This window comes from Streptococcus infantis (assembly GCF_047463615.1).
Classification (GTDB): domain Bacteria; phylum Bacillota; class Bacilli; order Lactobacillales; family Streptococcaceae; genus Streptococcus; species Streptococcus infantis_X.
Genome location: NZ_JASHDO010000009.1, coordinates 1 through 17,833 on the forward strand (window position 1 = coordinate 1; position 17,833 = coordinate 17,833).

At 41.1% G+C, this 17,833-nt stretch carries 10 protein-coding genes; all 10 read right to left on the minus strand.

Going from position 1 to position 17,833, the window contains the following annotated elements:
* On the minus strand, positions 1-5,203 hold a 5,203-nt coding region (locus tag QM874_RS08010; RefSeq protein WP_414316885.1), incomplete at its 3' end, for an alpha-L-fucosidase.
* A gap of 322 nt (positions 5,204-5,525) precedes the next feature.
* Positions 5,526-6,410 (minus strand): ROK family protein, encoded by an 885-nt coding sequence (locus tag QM874_RS08015; protein ID WP_414316886.1) that lies wholly within the window; start codon positions 6,408-6,410, stop codon positions 5,526-5,528.
* Between the two features lie 15 nt (positions 6,411-6,425).
* Complete coding sequence (locus QM874_RS08020) at positions 6,426-7,343, minus strand: dihydrodipicolinate synthase family protein (RefSeq protein ID WP_254726698.1); 918 nt, start codon at positions 7,341-7,343, stop codon at positions 6,426-6,428.
* A gap of 164 nt (positions 7,344-7,507) precedes the next feature.
* Positions 7,508-8,158, minus strand: coding sequence for a DUF624 domain-containing protein (locus QM874_RS08025; RefSeq protein WP_414316887.1), 651 nt, complete (start codon positions 8,156-8,158; stop codon positions 7,508-7,510).
* 20 nt (positions 8,159-8,178) lie between these two features.
* Positions 8,179-8,631 carry a YhcH/YjgK/YiaL family protein gene (locus QM874_RS08030; protein WP_075229736.1) on the minus strand — a complete coding sequence of 151 codons (453 nt, stop codon included), beginning with the start codon at positions 8,629-8,631 and terminating at the stop codon, positions 8,179-8,181.
* 199 nt (positions 8,632-8,830) lie between these two features.
* A complete protein-coding gene (locus QM874_RS08035; protein WP_045613500.1) occupies positions 8,831-9,670 on the minus strand; it encodes a carbohydrate ABC transporter permease in 840 nt (279 codons plus the stop codon).
* Between the two features lie 16 nt (positions 9,671-9,686).
* Positions 9,687-10,553, minus strand: a complete 867-nt coding sequence (locus QM874_RS08040) for a carbohydrate ABC transporter permease (protein WP_075231411.1) — start codon at positions 10,551-10,553, stop codon at positions 9,687-9,689.
* A gap of 231 nt (positions 10,554-10,784) precedes the next feature.
* A complete protein-coding gene (locus tag QM874_RS08045) occupies positions 10,785-12,110 on the minus strand; it encodes an ABC transporter substrate-binding protein (protein WP_414316888.1) in 1,326 nt (441 codons plus the stop codon).
* Positions 12,111-12,228: 118 nt separating this feature from the next.
* Positions 12,229-12,927 carry an N-acetylmannosamine-6-phosphate 2-epimerase gene (locus QM874_RS08050; protein WP_075231410.1) on the minus strand — a complete coding sequence of 233 codons (699 nt, stop codon included), beginning with the start codon at positions 12,925-12,927 and terminating at the stop codon, positions 12,229-12,231.
* Positions 12,928-13,220: 293 nt separating this feature from the next.
* A complete protein-coding gene (locus tag QM874_RS08055) occupies positions 13,221-17,582 on the minus strand; it encodes an SIALI-17 repeat-containing surface protein (RefSeq protein ID WP_414316889.1) in 4,362 nt (1,453 codons plus the stop codon).
* Positions 17,583-17,833 lie beyond the last annotated feature (251 nt).

A 17,833-nucleotide genomic window follows, 5' to 3' on the forward strand; every position in this document is an offset into this window, starting at 1 on the left:
GAGTTGCTTGAAGTTGATTGATAGCAGCTAGACCAGTTGCCAAAGCCTTATCTACTGCATCTTGAGTCTTAGCTTCTTGAATAGCTGAAACAGCTTGCTCTGCCAACTCAACTAATTTCTTCTTAGCATCTTTATCGTCACCAAGTTCTTTAGTCTTTCTTTCAATTGCTTCTGCCAGACTTGCCATAGCCTTGTCGTAGTCGATGGTTGGTTCTTCTGGTTTTGGATCCTCTTTTGGAGTCGCTTGAAGCTGATTAATACCAGCTAGAGCATTTCCCAAAGCCTTATCTACTGCATCCTGAGTCTTAGCTTCCTGGATAGCAGTAAGAGCTTGTTCGGCCAACTCAACTAATTTCTTCTTAGCTTCCTTATCATCGCCAAGTTCTTTAGTCTTTCTTTCAATCGCTTCTGCCAGACTTGCCATAGCCTTGTCGTAGTTTGGCTCCTCTGGCTGGTCTGGTGTCGGTGTGTCATCTGAACCGTAGTTGTCTTCCTTATCAAGGATAGCTTGTAAGGTTGTGGCTGTCAGCATCAACTCTTGCGCATCGACAGTGCTTGCTGAAAGTTGTTCTGATAATTTGTCCAAGTTTGACTTGAAGGCTTGACGCGCCTCTGGAGTGTTTTTCAAGGCTGTTTGGTCAAATTTAGCCAATTCATCCTTCCAGTTCTTCATAGCTTGAACTAATTCTTCTTTGGTATAAAGAGCGCTATCTTCACCACGAGTGATGAACTGGTCAACTTGGATACCAATATTTCTAGAGGTATCATTTCGTTTTGGATCCAATTGCAAGGTTACAGCATGCCAACCTTCTTCTAGCCCAGTCAAACGAACGAGAGTCTGATCGCCTTGACGTGTAGCTGCTGTACCACTGAAGTACTTCTTGCCATTGACATCAGAGGCATTTCCTTGACCATCTTGATACTCAAGTTCTTTACCATCCAGAGTTACCTTGTAGATACCATGTCCAGGATCAACAAAACCTTTGATTTCAAGACCTGTTCCGTAGAAGTAAGCTGTTACGCTAGCATTTTTCTTTTGCTCTTCAGTCAAACGACCAAATGATGCCCAAGACTCAGTGTTTTGGTATTTGCCAGAAGAATTGGTTTCATGATGCCAACCTGGGCTATAGTCAAGTTGACTGGCCTGATCATCGTGACTTACTTGATCTTTTTGAAGCAATTCAGCTTTCATTACTCGAACAGTTGCTTCAGTTGCAAATCCAAGCAAGGCATCGTCTGAAGCGCTAGTCATTTTCACTTTAAAGTCAAAGATTGAATCAGCTTGTTCAGTAAAGTCAATTGTCGGAATTGTCAAAGTCTTTTCTGTTTCACCATCTTGGAAGGTCAAATCAGCCGTTGTATCTTTATATACCTTACCGTGAACCCCTGTTCCTGGCTCAGTCACAACATGAACTGTCGCAGCTCCCTTGCTACCACCAACACGTTTAATGGTTACAGTAACTGGTTGTCCTTTTTGAACTTCATAGGTTGTTTCTTTCAACTCAAACATACCTTTACCAGCATTGTTGAGCGTGTAGATACCTTCAGTTGCAATAGCTTTTCCAGTTTTGTTAACGAGTTTGATGGTATGTTCACCTGGAGCCAAGTCATCTGTTTCATAAACCATCTGGCTACGTTTACGAGCCGCATTATTGGTTTGAACATCTGCAACCTTTTGACCATCCACGTAAACTGACATTTCACCGTGGTTTGGATCAACTGTAGACACTACATATGCTTTTGTCCCAGTGAAACGGTAAGTGACGCTTGCATCTTTTTGGTTAGTCCACATAGAAGTTCCGCGGATACCTTCAGATTCGTCATACCAAGTTGTATTTGCTTTATCTGCTGTTGTATTTGAATGGTAATCTAGTCCTAGAGGGTAACCATCTGTTTTCTCGATACTGCTTGGAGTCTTATAAACAGAGAAGTTTGTCAAAATAGGTGTTGCTTGCGCACCAGTAATAGTCACACGAATCTTTTGTGCTTCTACTGGTTGACCTTGGATTAGGCGACGATAACCAACAGTTGAGCCTTCACCGTATGGTACCCAACGGCCATTGAGTTCAACTTCAACCTTGAAGCCAGAGATACGCTGACCTTTAGCGATATCTTCTTTGAGTTCAATCACGTCAAAGCGTCTCTTTTGACCAAGATCGACAGTAAATTCACCTGTCTTAGCATCATTTGCTAATGCCCAGCTAGTATCATCCTTACCATCTGTTAGGTGGCTTGCTTGATACAAGTGATTCTTACGAGTAGAACTTGCAGTTACAGTTGCACCCTTAGCAAAGTCAGTCGCATACATTTGATCCAAGGTTGCTCGGAATTCTTTCAAGCGAGCCACGTCTGCATCTGCGAATTTACCTTCTTTATTAGGTGGAATATTGAGAAGAAGCGGCGTTCCACGACCAACAGACTTGAAGTAGATATCCATCAAATCTTTGATTGATTTTGGTTGTTGATTGTCATGGTAGAACCAACCTGAACGGATAGAAACGTCTGCTTCACCTACAGAGTACATATCTCCTTCTGGATCCCCGTGGTTGAGATATTCATTCTTCACATCGTCAGTGATTTTAGCTTTCTTAACCTTATGCCAAACTGGATCTCCAGCGATACCACGTTCATTCCCGATCCAACGTACACTTGTTGGTTGAGCAGAGAAGATAGCGATATCTCCTTCAGCTTTCTTGATGTACTCGAACCACTTGTCAAAGGTGTAGGTTACTTTTTGAGCTCCGCTACCACGCGCTCCGTCCATCCAAACTTCGATAAACTTACCATTATTTCCGTATTTAGGATTGCCAAGGATTTCCTTGAGTTGGTTGAGGTAGTATTCGTTGTACTCTTTCTCAGTCGCAACATGATATTTAGGATGGTTAGCATCCCATGGTGATAGGTAAACACCCATATTCATGTCATACTTAGTCGCTGATTTAGAGATTTCTTCGAGAAGGTCACCCTTACCATCTTTCCATGGACTTGCAGCCACGGTATGTTTTGTGTATTGAGAAGGATAGATTACAAATCCATCGTGGTGTTTTACAACCATGATTGTTCGTTTGAACCCGGCATCCTTCAAAGTCTTAATCCACTGGTCTGTATCAAGGTTAGTTGGGTTAAAGTTTTGAGGATTTTCTCTACCATTTCCCCACTCAGAGTTGGTATAAGTATTCATACCATAGTGGATAAAGGCAGCTAATTCTTCCTTGTGGTAGTCCAATTGAGCCTTGCTTGGAAGTGGTCCATATGCAGCAATTTCTGTTTCTTCATCTTTTGGATCAACTGCTGGAGTGACTGGTGTTACTGGTTTTGGATCTTCAATTTTTTCGTATTCAAAAATAACTTGGTTCACTCCTTTGTGTTGGATGGTAGCTTCTCGGCTTGAGTTGACTGCACGGTAGCCTGCAATTTCTTTGGCTTGGAATCTGTGAACAAAGGAAACTTCATATTCTTTACCTTCATTGTTGTCAACAGTGGCAGGTGCCAATTCTTGATCTGTACCTTTCAAGCGGTAACGAATGTCGAAGGAACCTTTATTGACCTTATAAACAACCTTGATGACGCGAGTTCCTGCAGGAGCCTTGCTCACAACGCTATAATCATCTCCCCAAGCATCTTTTAATTGCTTGTTGACAGCTTTGCCATCAATTGAGACAATCTCATATTTGTCTTTGTTCTTCTTGTAGAAGTCAGTCTTCTCAATTTCTGTTTTATAGTTATAGTCAAATTGAGCTCCAACTTCTGTCTTTTCAACAAAAGTATCGTTTTCTTTGACTGGATTATCTTTCTGGTCTACGTGTTCGATAACAACTCGTCCATATTCAACACCTTCAAGGAGAGTTGCTACACCACTTTCATCGAATGAATATTTGTTTTCACCAATTACAGCCGTCTCATTTCTGAGCATTTTCCCTTCTGGAGTGAAATAATAACGGCTACCATTATCGCCTTGATACCAGCCTTTAACACCGTATTTATCAATGATGCCTTTAGCCCATGCTAGTTGTTCTGGAGACAAGACAAGACCTCCACCGAAGCGGTCTTTTTCAGCAATATTCATATTGTCAACAGTTCCACGTTGGTGAATACCGATAACTTTACCATCACCGTTGATGATACCGCCACCAGAAAGACCTGATACAGAAGTCAAACGATAAGTGACACCAACAGTTCCCTTATCATCATATTTTTCAGTACCTTTAACGACACCGTCAGCCTTATACAATTGACCAGGTACGATTGGTTCTTTCAATTCTGGAGAAGTAGAATCTGTTGGGTAGCCGATCGTGCTAACTGGCTCACCAGGGTTATAGGTACGGTATTCAGCTAAAGGAGTAAAGGTTGCAGCCTTATTTGGGCTTGCAATCTGTACTGGAACTGGTGCAACAACCAAGGCTAGGTCATTTTTGTATCCTTCACCAAACTTTTCTTTATTCCAGAAATGGATGTCCTTTTCTTGGAACAAAACAGTTTTTCCTGAAGTTGGTAGAGATCTTTCTTTTGGAGTATTAGATCCAACATTGTAATAGAACTTAGCAGTATCACCACCTAAGATATTACCAGCATTGGTTTCGGCATCCTTCTTCAAGAAATTATGAGCCACTGTCAACATGATATTTGGAGCGACAAAGATACCAGATCCAGAATTGAGGTAACGCTGAGTTCCACCACCTGCTAGAGGTGAACTGAAAATTGTATAAACCATCGCTGCTGATGTAGCCGGTTGACCTTCATAATTGATATGCTTAAGGTCTTGTCCGCCATTGATAATGGCTCTATTTTCTTTTTCGCCTTCAGATGGAGCCACTTCTGTAGGTTTCAAAATGCTCTTAGCCTCTACTTGTGGACTTTCTTTCTCTGAAACAATGGCTGAAGTATCCATTTTTTTCACTGGCGTATCAGGATAAGCACGATCAGGAATTTCTTCAGGGAGTAAATCACCTGATTCTTCTACTGCATTTTTTACAAGAGGAGCTGGTTTTTCAGCTACTTCTTTGACAGCGTCTAGAGTTTCCGGGCTTTTATCTGCCACTTCTTTTGCTTGACTATCTACTTCAAGTTTTGGTTCTGTTACGATTTCATTAGCCGCAACATTACCAGACGCAAAAAAAGCAAGACCAACTGCGACAGAAGCAACACCAACAGTCAGTTTACGAATACTAAATATTCTACCTTTTTCTAAAAAATATTGTTTCATCAAATACTCCTACTATTCTAGAGCAGTCAGCTACTGCCCAAGCCCAGCTTTAGCTGGCGACATTTTTTGTTTGATTCCCTAGCTTAAAACTCCGCTCCTAAGCTATTTATTTTTGGGTAAGTTCTTTTAGAGAAATCGCTTACATTTTTTGAAAATAAAATAAGGCTCAAACTAGCAAAAATTTTACCTAGAGTCTCTGCAGTATAATAAATATACTATATTATCCTGAAAAATGCAAGGGCTTCCAAATTTTTAACTAGATTTTTACTAAATGCTTTTGCCACTATTTACCACTAAAAAATCCTAAAGTGGCAAGGCCAGCTTAGGATTGTTTTGTTTTGAAGTGATAGTAAGCACCAAGCATACCTGCAGTATTTTGATGATGCGCAAATTCTAATCTTGTTTTTTCCGCTAGACTTGGAACAAGCGCATTTTTTAGAGCTTTACGAATTTTTGGTTTCAAAATCGCTTCCTGCCCCATAATACCACCACCTAGTATAACAACCTCAGGATTGGCAACATAACAAATGTTAGCAAGACCTTTCCCAAGATAGTCTACCATACGGTCAATTCCCTCCATACAGAGTTTATTGCCTTCTGTAGCTTCTTTGAAAATTCTACGACCATTCCAATGAGCCACTTCCTCATCATGAGCCTTGGCTACATTCTCAACCAAGGCAGTTGTAGAAGCTAGATCTTGGAAGTCTCCATCTTGCATGTGCATGTAGCCAACTTCACAGGCAGAATTACTAAAGCCATGGAAAACTTGGCCATCAATGATTAAGCAACCACCGATACCTGTTCCAATGGTCAGACATAGCGTTATTCCTGCACCTTTTCCAGATCCAGAAACCGCTTCTGCTAACCCTGCGCAGTTGACATCATTTTCAATCTCACATGGAATTCCAAAACTTCCTTCAATTTCCTTTTTAAATTGGGTTCCGGCATAATTTGGAATCTGTGGACCTGCATAGAAAATCTCACCCTTATCAGGGTCAACCATTCCCGCAGAGGAAATGGCGACACCTGACACTGGACCTTTTTCGAGATAGCTAGCTACGATATCTTTTGTCTTTTGTAAGATGTGGGGACCACCCTTGTGAGCCTCAGTCGCTACTTCGTGAGACTCTACAAGTTGTCCATCTTGGTCAATCAAACCGTATTTGATATTAGTTCCACCAATATCAATTGCAACATAATTAGTCATAAAGCCTCCTATTGATTAGAGGAAACGCTCCTTAGTTTCACGAATCAATTGAGCAGCTGCTTCTACAACTGGACGATCTTCTTCGGTCACTGGTGTAAGTGGAGAACGAACTGATCCGATATTAAGTCCTTCATTGATTTTCAAGACTTCTTTGATAACACCGTACATGTTTCCATGTGCAGCAGTCAATTTTCCAATGATAGCGTTGATTGCATATTGCAATTCACGCGCTGTTTCTAGGTCTTTTTCCGCAATCAATTGGTTGAGTTTCAAGAAGAGTTCTGGCATAGCACCATAAGTACCACCGATACCAGCTTTAGCACCCATGAGACGTCCACCAAGGAATTGTTCGTCTGGACCATTAAAGACGATATGATTATCACCACCAAGACTTACAAAAGTTTGGATATCTTGAACTGGCATTGAAGAGTTTTTAACACCGATGACACGTGGGTTTTTCAACATTTCTGTGTAAAGGCTTGGAGTCAAAGCAACTCCTGCCAATTGAGGAATGTTATAGATAACATAGTCTGTATTTGGTGCTGCTGCACTGATGTCGTTCCAGTATTTTGCTACTGAGTACTCAGGCAAACGGAAGTAAATTGGTGGGATTGTTGCGATAGCATCTACTCCCAAGCTTTCAGCATGGCGAGCAAGCTCGATACTATCTTTAGTATTGTTGCAAGCCACGTGAGCAATGATGGTCAATTTACCTTTAGCAACAGCCATGACTTCTTCCAAGATCAACTTGCGGTCTGCTACACTTTGGTAGATACATTCACCTGAAGAACCGTTGACATAAAGTCCTTGAACACCTTTATCAATAAAGTATTGCACCAAAGCACGAGTTCGTTCTGGGCTTACTTCTCCCTCATCATCATAACATGCGTAGAAGGCAGGAATAACACCTTCATATTTTTTTAAATCTGACATAGATTTCTCCTAAGATTTCTTATTTTCTGCTCTGAGCAGATGATTTTTTACTATTTTAGTATACACCTTGTAAAAAGCGCTTTCAATACATCTCAGCCACTTAGATTTTAATTTCTATTCATCTCCCATAGCGTTTCTTGTTTGAAAGTAGTTTCATATCGTTTTCAATCTGCTTGATATTTAGCAAACAATTTTTCCATTAATCCAGCTTGGCAAAAGGCAAGAAGACCAAAGCCAAAGAGTAGAAACGCTGAACCACCAAGTACTAGAGTAAAACCTGATAGATAGAGAAGCATAATGATTAACAAAATAATCGCAAGCATCAAGAAGAACCACACGAAATTAAAGCTAACTAAGAGCAAGCCCTTTTGGAGTGCTTCTTTCCAAGTCAAGTCATAACGCGCTGCAATAGGATAGCTAGCCAACATAACTAGGGTTAAAAATATCAGAATTCCCAAGCAAATGGCTTTAATGAGCTGGAAACCTAGGCCTGTTTGCCCCCAGAATAGAGACAAATCAACTACACTAATTAGAAAAATTCCTAGTTCCAACAAACCTAACTGGAGACCTAATTTCAAATTTTGCTTAAAGGCTCTCATATATGTTTTAAAAACTGGAACACGACGACTACTCTTAACTTCGAAGATTGTCTGATAGAGACTAATTTTTGCTACTCCGATTGTCACAATAGGCAAACAAGACACAACAAAGAGTAGGTTAACCGTCACGATATCTAAAACCTTCTCACAAAATCGCATAAGAAAGTTATCCGTATCGAATGCCGCCTTGAGTAATCCAGATCCTTTCTGTGCCATTGTTCGCTCCTCCTAACTTACTAATCAATTAAAATTTTAAACAAATGTTTGCGAACCTTGTCTTCCATGCCAGCATAACCATTTGGCTGATGAGGTTCCCCTGGAAAGAAAATCGCAAAGTTGTGATAACCCAATAAAAGTGGGTATTGTTCATGACAGTGGACGAAGCCGATATCACTTGCCTCGTCAAAAGCTACTGCCTCGTCTTTAACACGAGACCCATAGCTTGAATACTCATGACCCTCTACCAATAAATGCAAGTCTGCATAGTTTTTATGATGCTCAAAGCGATCATTTTCTTCTTGGTTAAGGACATTTTCTTGTACAACTAGAAAGACCTTATCTCCGTCAATCTCATATTTCCCAAGTTCAAAAGACTCTTTTCGATGCTCGTAGAGATAATCAATGGCCTTATCTAGATTTGGATGAATCCCTTTATAAAAGGTGATATTTTTTAAATCATCAAAAATCATAGTAATTCCTTTACTTGATTGTTAGCTTCAGACAAGAAATGTCTGGCTAGTAAGTTTATAAGTGTCTAACAAAACTTCATGAAGTAAGCAACTCCTCTCCATTTTGTAGACACTTATATATCCTGTATTCTCTTAGTCTATCAACTATACTTCTGCATACTGATAAACAGATTGTACTATATTCGATTTTCGCAGAGTACTATCCTTTGACAGCTCCCATAGTAATACCTTGAGTGAAGGATTTTTGGAAGACAAGGAAGACTGTTACGATTGGCACAGCTGCAAGGGCAGCACCTGCCATGATTAATCCATAGTTAGTTGCCATCTCGGCCTGCATAGTTGCAACCCCGAGTGAGATAGTCAAGTTTTGACGTGAAGTCAACATTACCAATTGCATGAAGTAGTCATTCCAAGTATTGATGAAGGTAAAGATTGCAAGAGCCGCAAATCCAGGTTTCACAATAGGGAAGGCTACGCTCCAGAATGTACGAATCTCACCGCATCCATCGATTTTAGCAGATTCGAGCAATTCTGTTGGAATGTTTTCACTGAACTGTTTCATAAGGAAGACCCCAAATGGCCATCCAATCAAAGGCAAGATAACTGCCCAAAGAGTGTCATGGATTCCCATGAAGTTGACGATACGTACCAATGGAACAAGGACAACTTGTTTTGGAAGAGCCATGGCTGCGATAAAGATTGCAAAGAGGATGCGTTGGCCATAGAAACGTTTCTTAGCCAGTACATAACCTGCTAGAGATGAAGTTGCACAAACCAAGAACATAGTTACCAAGGAAATGAAGACTGAGTTCCACATCCATTGCAAGGCTGGGTTTTGCACCATCAATTGTTGGAAGTTCTCCATAGTTGGTGCTTTAGGGAACCATTGTGGTGGAATCATAATGGTATCCGGTTGTGATTTGAATGCACCTGTCAAGATCCAGTAAAATGGAAAGATGAAGAGTACAGTCAACAAGAGCAAAATGATAGTTGAAATAACAGTGAAGGCTGTTAAAGGTTTCTTTTGTGTAGATTGCATAGCTGTCTCCTTTCTCTTAGTATTCTACGTCGTTTCCAAGCACTTTGAATTGAACAAAGCTTACGATAGCAATCATGATTGCCAAGAAGACACCGATGGTATTAGCATAACCGTATTCTGTCAATTGGAAGGCTTTTTCGTAAAGGTAGTACATAAGTGTACTTGTTGAGTAGTTTGGTCCACCAGATGTCAAAAGCTGAATGAGGGCGAAACACTGGAATGAGTTAATCGTTGTGATGATTGCGATATAAAGAGTTGTCGGAAGAAGGCTTGGCCATTTAATCTTCCAGAAAACTTGAAACTCAGTAGCACCATCAACACGCGCCGCTTCAACGAGTGAATTGTCAATATTTCCCATTGCCGCGATGTAAAGGATAATCGGTTGACCAACAGAAGTTGTCAAAAGGATAATCATAATCGCAAGCAAAGCCCAGTTTTTATCTCCGAGCCAAGAAATGTTCTGGCTGATAATGTTGCTCGACTTAAGGACAAAGTTCAAAATACCTGATAGTGGATCGTAGATCCATTTCCAAACAACCGTAACGGCAACACTACCAGTAACAACAGGTAGGAAGAATACGAAACGGTAGAAAGATCTAGCAACCGCATTTTGTTGGTAGGTTTGTGACGCCACAAAGAGCGAGAAGAGTACAACGACCGGTACAGATCCGATAACCAAGATAACGGTGTTGATCAAAGATTTTGTAAAGACAGGGTCTTTAAACATGCGGATGTAGTTGTCCAATCCCACAAACTCAAAGCTAGTCATCGAGTAGTTAAAGAAACTAGTGATGAAGCCCATGATCATTGGAGCTAAGACGAAGACGGTAAAGAAGATTAATACTGGTGCTAAGAATGCGTAGGAAATAACTGTTTCCCGCATACGGATTTTATTGACTTTCACAGTCGGCACCTCACTTTCAAATAGTTTTTGTTTTTTGATTGTCGTCTGACATTGATGTAAAATCAAAATGAAATTTTTTCTAAGATTAGCCTATGTAAGAACTTCATTTTAATTTTGACCTGTCAGTTCCTTACATTTTAAACAAAAGTCCCCCTTTTCTTACACGTATGCGCACAGGGAAAAGGGGGGACTCAACTTTTAAATTAGGGCTTATTGTTTAGCTGCTTTTTTGATAGTTTCGTTTGCTTTTTCAGTGAATGCTTTCAAAGCTGCAGCAGGTTCTTGGTCACCATTAGATACTGCTTGCAACATTGGGAACCATAGAGTTCTCATTTCAGCAAATCCGTCGATTGTGTTGTAGTATGGAGAGTAGTATTGAGTCCAACCACTGATTGTTTCCATACGTTTGTCATCGTAAAGTTTTCCAAATGAAGTACGAACTGGGAATGCTCCTGTACGAACTACGTCTTTAGGACCCCACTCTTTATCATCAGCGATGAATTGGATGAATTTCTTAGCTGCAGCAACTTTCTTTTCATCTTTGTTGTTAAATACTGCAAATCCGTTTACAAGGTATTCAAGAGCTGGTTTGCCAGAATTAGATGGGAATGGAACTTCTACCACTTCAACTTTACTTGCTTCCAAAAGTTTAGCTTGGATACCGTTTTGAGCTGGTGCCCAAAGGATTGTGTATGAAGTTTGACCGTTTGCAAAGTTTTGGATGTCTGCTCCACCGTCAAATTGTGAACCGTTATTCAACAAACCGTCTTTGATCCAGCTAGCTGCTTTTTCAAGACCTTTGACAAATTTAGGATCGTCAGTTGTGTATTTAGTTACTTCTTTATCAGTTACAGAACCGCCGTAAAGGTTAGAGATGAAGGCACGTGTTCCTTGGTCTCCCCCTTGACCAGAACTGAACAATGAACCTGGAGTATATCCTTTATCTTTGAGCGCTTTCAAAACTTTTTCAAAGTCGTCTGTTGTCCAACCTTCTTTAACAAGGTTAGCTACACCAGCGTCTTCCAACATTTTCTTGTTCATAGCCATGTAGAATGGTGCAGAACTGATTGGATACATGTAAGCTTTGTCGCCAGCTTTACTTGCTTGTACAATGTTTTCGTTGTTAACATCTTTCACAAATTCATCTGTAAAGAGGTCATTCAACTCAGCCAATTTACCATTTTTACCGTAATTGATGATACGACCTGGTGCGTCAAAAAGTACGTCTGGAGCTGTTCCAGCTTCGATAGCTGTTGTGATTTTTTCTGGTCCAGATTTGAAGTCGATTGTTTCTAGTTTAACTTTGATATCTGGATTTGCTTTTTCGAAAGCTTCGATGATAGATTTTTCATAAGTTCCAACACCGTCACCAGATTTTTCTTGAGTAAATACCGGGAATGCCCACCAAGTAATTTCTGTTGTTGCTGCATCGCCTGATTTGGCAGCATCTTTGTTAGCGTCTGATTTGCCACAAGCAGCAAGTGATAGAACCGCAGCACCCGCAAGTACTGTACAAGCTAGTTTTCTAAATTTCATTTGTATTCTCCTAAATGATGTTAAGCGTATCCGAATTGGATAAAGAGCAATGTCGACTTTGTATACGTTTTCATTTTTTCCTACTAATCAACCACTCTCCTCGTTTTTTTATATGATGTTACTTAAGACCGGCAACGAAGCGTTCCGTAATCTCTTTTGGTCTAGTAATAGCGCCACCTACAACGATGCCTCGCACTCCATAGCCTAGGATTTGCTTAGCTTGTTCTGGTGTGTGAATTTTCCCTTCAGCGATGACATCCACCCCTGCGTCGCAGAGTTTTTTGATGAGTTCAAAATCTGGGCCATCCACTTTTGGACTGTAAGAAGTGTAACCTGATAGAGTTGTACCGACAAAGTCAATTCCTGCCTCTACTGCTGTTAAGCCTTCTTCAAAGGTACTTGTATCCGCCATCAATAATTGATTTGGATATTTTTCCTTCACTTGGCGAATAAATTCTTGAATCTCTAAGCCGTCATAACGTTCACGCTTAGTACAGTCAAGAGCGATAACTTCGATATCAAGTGCAGCTAATTCATCCACTTCCTTCATTGTAGCAGTAATGAATGGTTCTTGTGGTGGGTAGTCTCGCTTGATGATCCCGATAATTGGAAGTTTTGTAACTTCCTTGATTTCCTTGATATCTCGGACACTGTTTGCCCGAATACCAACCGCTCCACCTTGCTCTGCTGCTTTGACTAGCAAGGGGATTACTCCTCCCGCTTCTGTGTAGAGCGGTTCATGAGGAAGAGCCTGGCAAGAAACAATGATTCCATCTTTAATCTGTTCAATCAATGCTTCTTTACTAATTTGTGGCATCCACTTTCCTCCTTTTCTTTTTCTTTGTGCTTATGTGACTATTATAGCTCATTATTAAAACGCTTTCAATATTTTGTACTAGAATAGATTGAAGTTTCAAAACAATTTTATGCAACAATTCAACCTGAAAGTAGTTTCAGACGTTTAAAATTCTGCCTAGTACTTCTCAAAGCCTTGAAAACGTCACTTTTTACTCGTAAAAACGAAAGAAAAAGGCCGTAACACCTTCTGGTTACGACCCTTTCTATTAAAGAGCAAGTTTCTCTATAAAACCTTTAAGTTTATCTATTGCACTAATATTCTTTTTTCTTGCCCATGGCAAACATGCCAAGAAGCATCCCCACAAGTCCTACACTTGCAAGAGTTGCAGCATCTTCACTTCCAGTTTCAGGAAGTGCTTGCTGATGTATTGCAGGCGCTGCTGGTGCCTGATAGGTCTTGTCTTGCGACATGGCCTGAACCACAATCTCTTGCTCACCTTTGAATTCTGGGACTTCATGTACAGCTGCTTCTGCACCATTGACACCGCCTACAAATTCTGGAGATTCTGCTCTTGCTGCTTCTACTGCGTTGACACTACCACTAAATTCTGGAACTTCATGTACTGTCGCTTCGCCATTTATTCCTCCAATGAATTCAGGTATATCATGTACAGCTGCTTCTACTCCATTCACGCCACCTTCATAGGCTGGAAGTTCTGAGCTTGCTGCTTCTACTGCATTAACGCCGCCTTCAAAGTCTGATGCGTCTGACTTAGCTGCTTCTACTCCATTCACACCGCCTTCGAACTCTGGGCTCTCTGACTTAGCTCCTTCATCGCCATTGACGCCGCCTTCAAAGTCTGATGCGTCTGACTTAGCTGCTTCTACTCCATTCACACCGCCTTCGAACTCTGGACTCTCTGCCTTAGCTTCTTCTTCGCCATTGACACCACCTTCAAAGTCTGATGTGTCTGACTTAGCTGCTTCTACTGCATTGACGCCACCTTCGAACTCTGGACTCTCTGCTTTAGCTCCTTCCTCGCCATTGACACCACCTTCAAAGTCTGATGTGTCTGACTTAGCTGCTTCGACTGCATTGACGCCACCTTCAAACTCTGGACTCTCTGCTTTAGCTCCTTCCTCGCCATTGACACCACCTTCAAAGTCTGATGTGTCTGACTTAGCTGCTTCTACTGCATTGACGCCACCTTCGAACTCTGGGCTCTCTGCTTTAGCTCCTTCCTCGCCATTGACACCACCTTCAAAGTCTGATGTGTCTGACTTAGCTGCTTCCTCACCATTGACACCACCTTCGAACTCTGGACTCTCTGCCTTAGCTCCTTCATCGCCATTGACACCACCTTCAAAGTCTGATGTGTCTGACTTGGCTGCTTCTACTGCATTGACGCCGCCTTCGAACTCTGGACTCTCTGCCTTAGCTCCTTCCTCACCATTGGCGCCGCCTTCAAAGTCTGATGTGTCTGACTTAGCCGCTTCTACTGCATTGACGCCACCTTCGAACTCTGGACTCTCTGCCTTAGCTCCTTCATCGCCATTGACACCACCTTCAAAGTCTGAAATTTCATGAACAGCTGCTTCTCCTTTTGAAGTTTCCACTGGAATATATTCTGGAACTTCATGGACTGCTGCTTCTTCACCATTGACGCCACCCTCGAAGTCTGAGACTTCATGGACTGCTGCTTCGGCACCATTGACGCCACCTTCGAATTCTGGGACTTCATTAATAGTTCCCGGTGGATTTTCTTCAACTTCTATTTCTGGAATTTCATGAACGGCTGCTTCCTCACCATTGACACCGCCTTCGAATTCTGGAAAATCATGAATTGCTGCTTCCTCACCGTTGACGCCACCTTCAAAGGCTAGATCCTCATGAACTGTACCTTCACCATTGACTGCGCCTGTAAATTCTGGAACTTCATGGATTTCTGCTTTTGCGCCATTTTTCCCACCAGGGACTCCTGCCCCTTCAAGACTTACAGGCAAATTATGCATGCTCTCAATTGCACCATCAATGATTTCTGTAATTTCTTGACCAATATCTTCCTTGCTAGCTGCAAATAACAAGGTTTTTGAATCATACTGCGTCAAGAAGGTAGCAAAATTCCCATTTGCCAGTTTAAGAACTGGTGGCTGATTCACCAATACTTCAGAATCAAATTCTAAAGCGATGACATTTTTGCTCATCTCCACAGCATTTTTCACAGTTGCTTTTGTTGGAGCAATTCTATCCTTGCTTAAGAAATCCCAGTTAAATTTCTTATAAGACAAGGTGTATTCATTTTGAGTGGCAGTCGCATGCTCATAAAGCAAGCCAAATTCGCCATTTCCAAGATCTTGCAAGGAGTTATAAGCAAATTTACCACTTTGAATTGGATTGTGCTTGAGCCAAGTTAGGTCTCCATTAGCTTCCACACGTGCCAAGTGCACCAAACCATTGTAGCGTCCTGGCCCACCTGCATTACTGAGGATGATATATTCCTTGCCATCTTGCACCGTATGAATGGCAGACATTTGAACATAGACATCTTTGACATCTGAATAGCGTTTTACATCTTTTTCCCAAGTTGCTCCACCGTCTTTACTCGTTGCAACTTGCAAATCCCCTGTCAATCCACGCATGAAGAGTTTGAGATCCCCATTATTCAACTGAACAACAGTTGACTCAGTATTTTGAGCACCTGGATTATTCATAGTTGAAGAATGAATTGTTTGGTTACCTACTGGACGGTTATCATTGACCGCTTCACCAGCGTGCCAAGTTTCACCATGATCATCTGAATAAATAACGCGTGAAGACTGGGATCCACTTAGGTAGGATACGTTATTTGTAGTGTAGGCAGGGATAACCAGACGCCCTTTATGAGGTCCTGAGTGCAAGGCAATACCTGTACCAGGTCCAGTACCTAAGAAGTGCATCCAGTCCTTACGAATGCCGTATGTAATATCTTTAGGTGCAGACCAAGTTTTTCCATCGTCATCGCTATAAGACATCCAGAGATAGTTAGTGTTTGAAACTCTAAAGATATTCTTGTCGCTATAATCGAAGTAGACATTACCAATCAGTTCTTCACCTTTATACAAATCACCCTTATCACTATAGGCTGGTTTCTTAGGATCAACTACAACACGGTATTCTGTCTTTCTATTTTCAGGGTCAAAGACTTCACCATTTTCACGGATTGTATAACGTCCTGCTTCACCTTTTTTGTACAAAACTTGGTAAACCTTATCTCCAATTTGCTCATAGGCTTGTGGTGCTTTTCCTGGTAAATCTCTGACAGCTTCACCTTCTACGAACATATCAAAAATAGAGAAGATTCGCTTAGTTTTCGGATCTTGGACTAAAGCCATGTCGATGTTAACTGGTGATCCCGCATGAGCTCTTCTTGCATTCTCATTATCACGAGGATTTGAGATGACAATTCTATCTCCCCATGTTTTACCCTTATCATCACTACGACGAACGACCATACCGATATCGCCCCAGTCAGAGTGATGCAAGCGTCTCTCATCTGCACCAGCAATTAAGGTTCCCTTATCAGTTTTCAGCAAGGCTGGAATACGATAGCTTGCGATACCATCTTTATTTGGCTTGCGGTTCTCACCACCTTCAAAAACATCCAGTTTATCAGTAACTTCTGCTCCTTCAGGAAGTTTCTTCTCCAACTCTCCTCTTTCAAAAAGTTGGCTACGTTTTTTAACTTCTTCTTGAGAAAGAGCACGGTCATAAACCGTTAGATTACGGACTTTAAGATTGGCGCCCCAGAAGTTTTTGCCTGTGCGTTTTGTTGTACCGATTTGTACATGGTTGACATCTGGCATATCTTGAATGAAACGACCAGACTGAGGACTTGTACGCGACAAGACACCATTCACATAGACACGAACTTGACCTTTTGGTTGGTCTGCATTTGGTCTTTCAACTGTGAAGGTTACAGAGTTCCACTCACCTGGCTTAATTTTCAAAGGAGCAGTTTTATAATCACCATAGAATTGATTTCCATTTGCATCACGACCTTCAACGATAGCTGTGTTATCAAGGATGGCCATAGTGAAATACTCATTTACTTTGGTATCACTAGAGACTGAGAAGAGGTTGTAAAAACGTGGAGCAGATGCATCTGGCTTAAACTCCATATGAATTGTCGCATTTTGAAGTTTTTTAAGTTTGTCTAGCTCCTCCTTCATGTCAACTCTTTGACCGTTTGAAGGATTGGTTTCAACATCTTCCTTCTCTATAACAGTATTGGCATTTTCCAACTCTCTTGCATAAAAGTCACGAGGAATTTTTCCAACCTCTTCTTCGTCTTCACTCTCTGTAGCTGGAGTTTCGTTTGATGCTTCTGTTTCTGTTGGTTTTTCAGACCCTGGGTTTGCTTTCAGCTCTTCACGGTTTACTTCTGTTCCCTTATCTGTTGCCGTTGCCAATTTGTCTGCGAGTTCCTTATCGAGATTCGTCAGATTTCCTGTCTCTACTTCCTTAGGCAATTCTGGCAAAGATTGCCCCGCTGTTTCACCATTCGTTGATGGCGCCTCTTGAGCAAAAGCAGGTGAAGCACCAAAAACAACTGCTCCAATCACTACTGAAGCTGCTCCAACTGCAAATTTTCGAATTCCGTATCGCTGTTTTCTATCAAAATGTCTCTGATTCATATTTTCCCTTCCGTTTTTAAAAAATAAAGCGCTTTCTTTTTTGCTTAAAATTTTATGCCACCGAGGCTAAAGTAGCAAAAGAAACTGAAATATTGAATGGAGAATCCCATCCTTTTTACTGTGAACTACTGTTGCATGACATAAATTTCCACTTTTTATGAAGAAATACAACAGATTTTGCTCCTTTCATAATTGATATTACACTTATTATATAATAAATATTACAAATTTTAGTCAAATCAATCTACAAT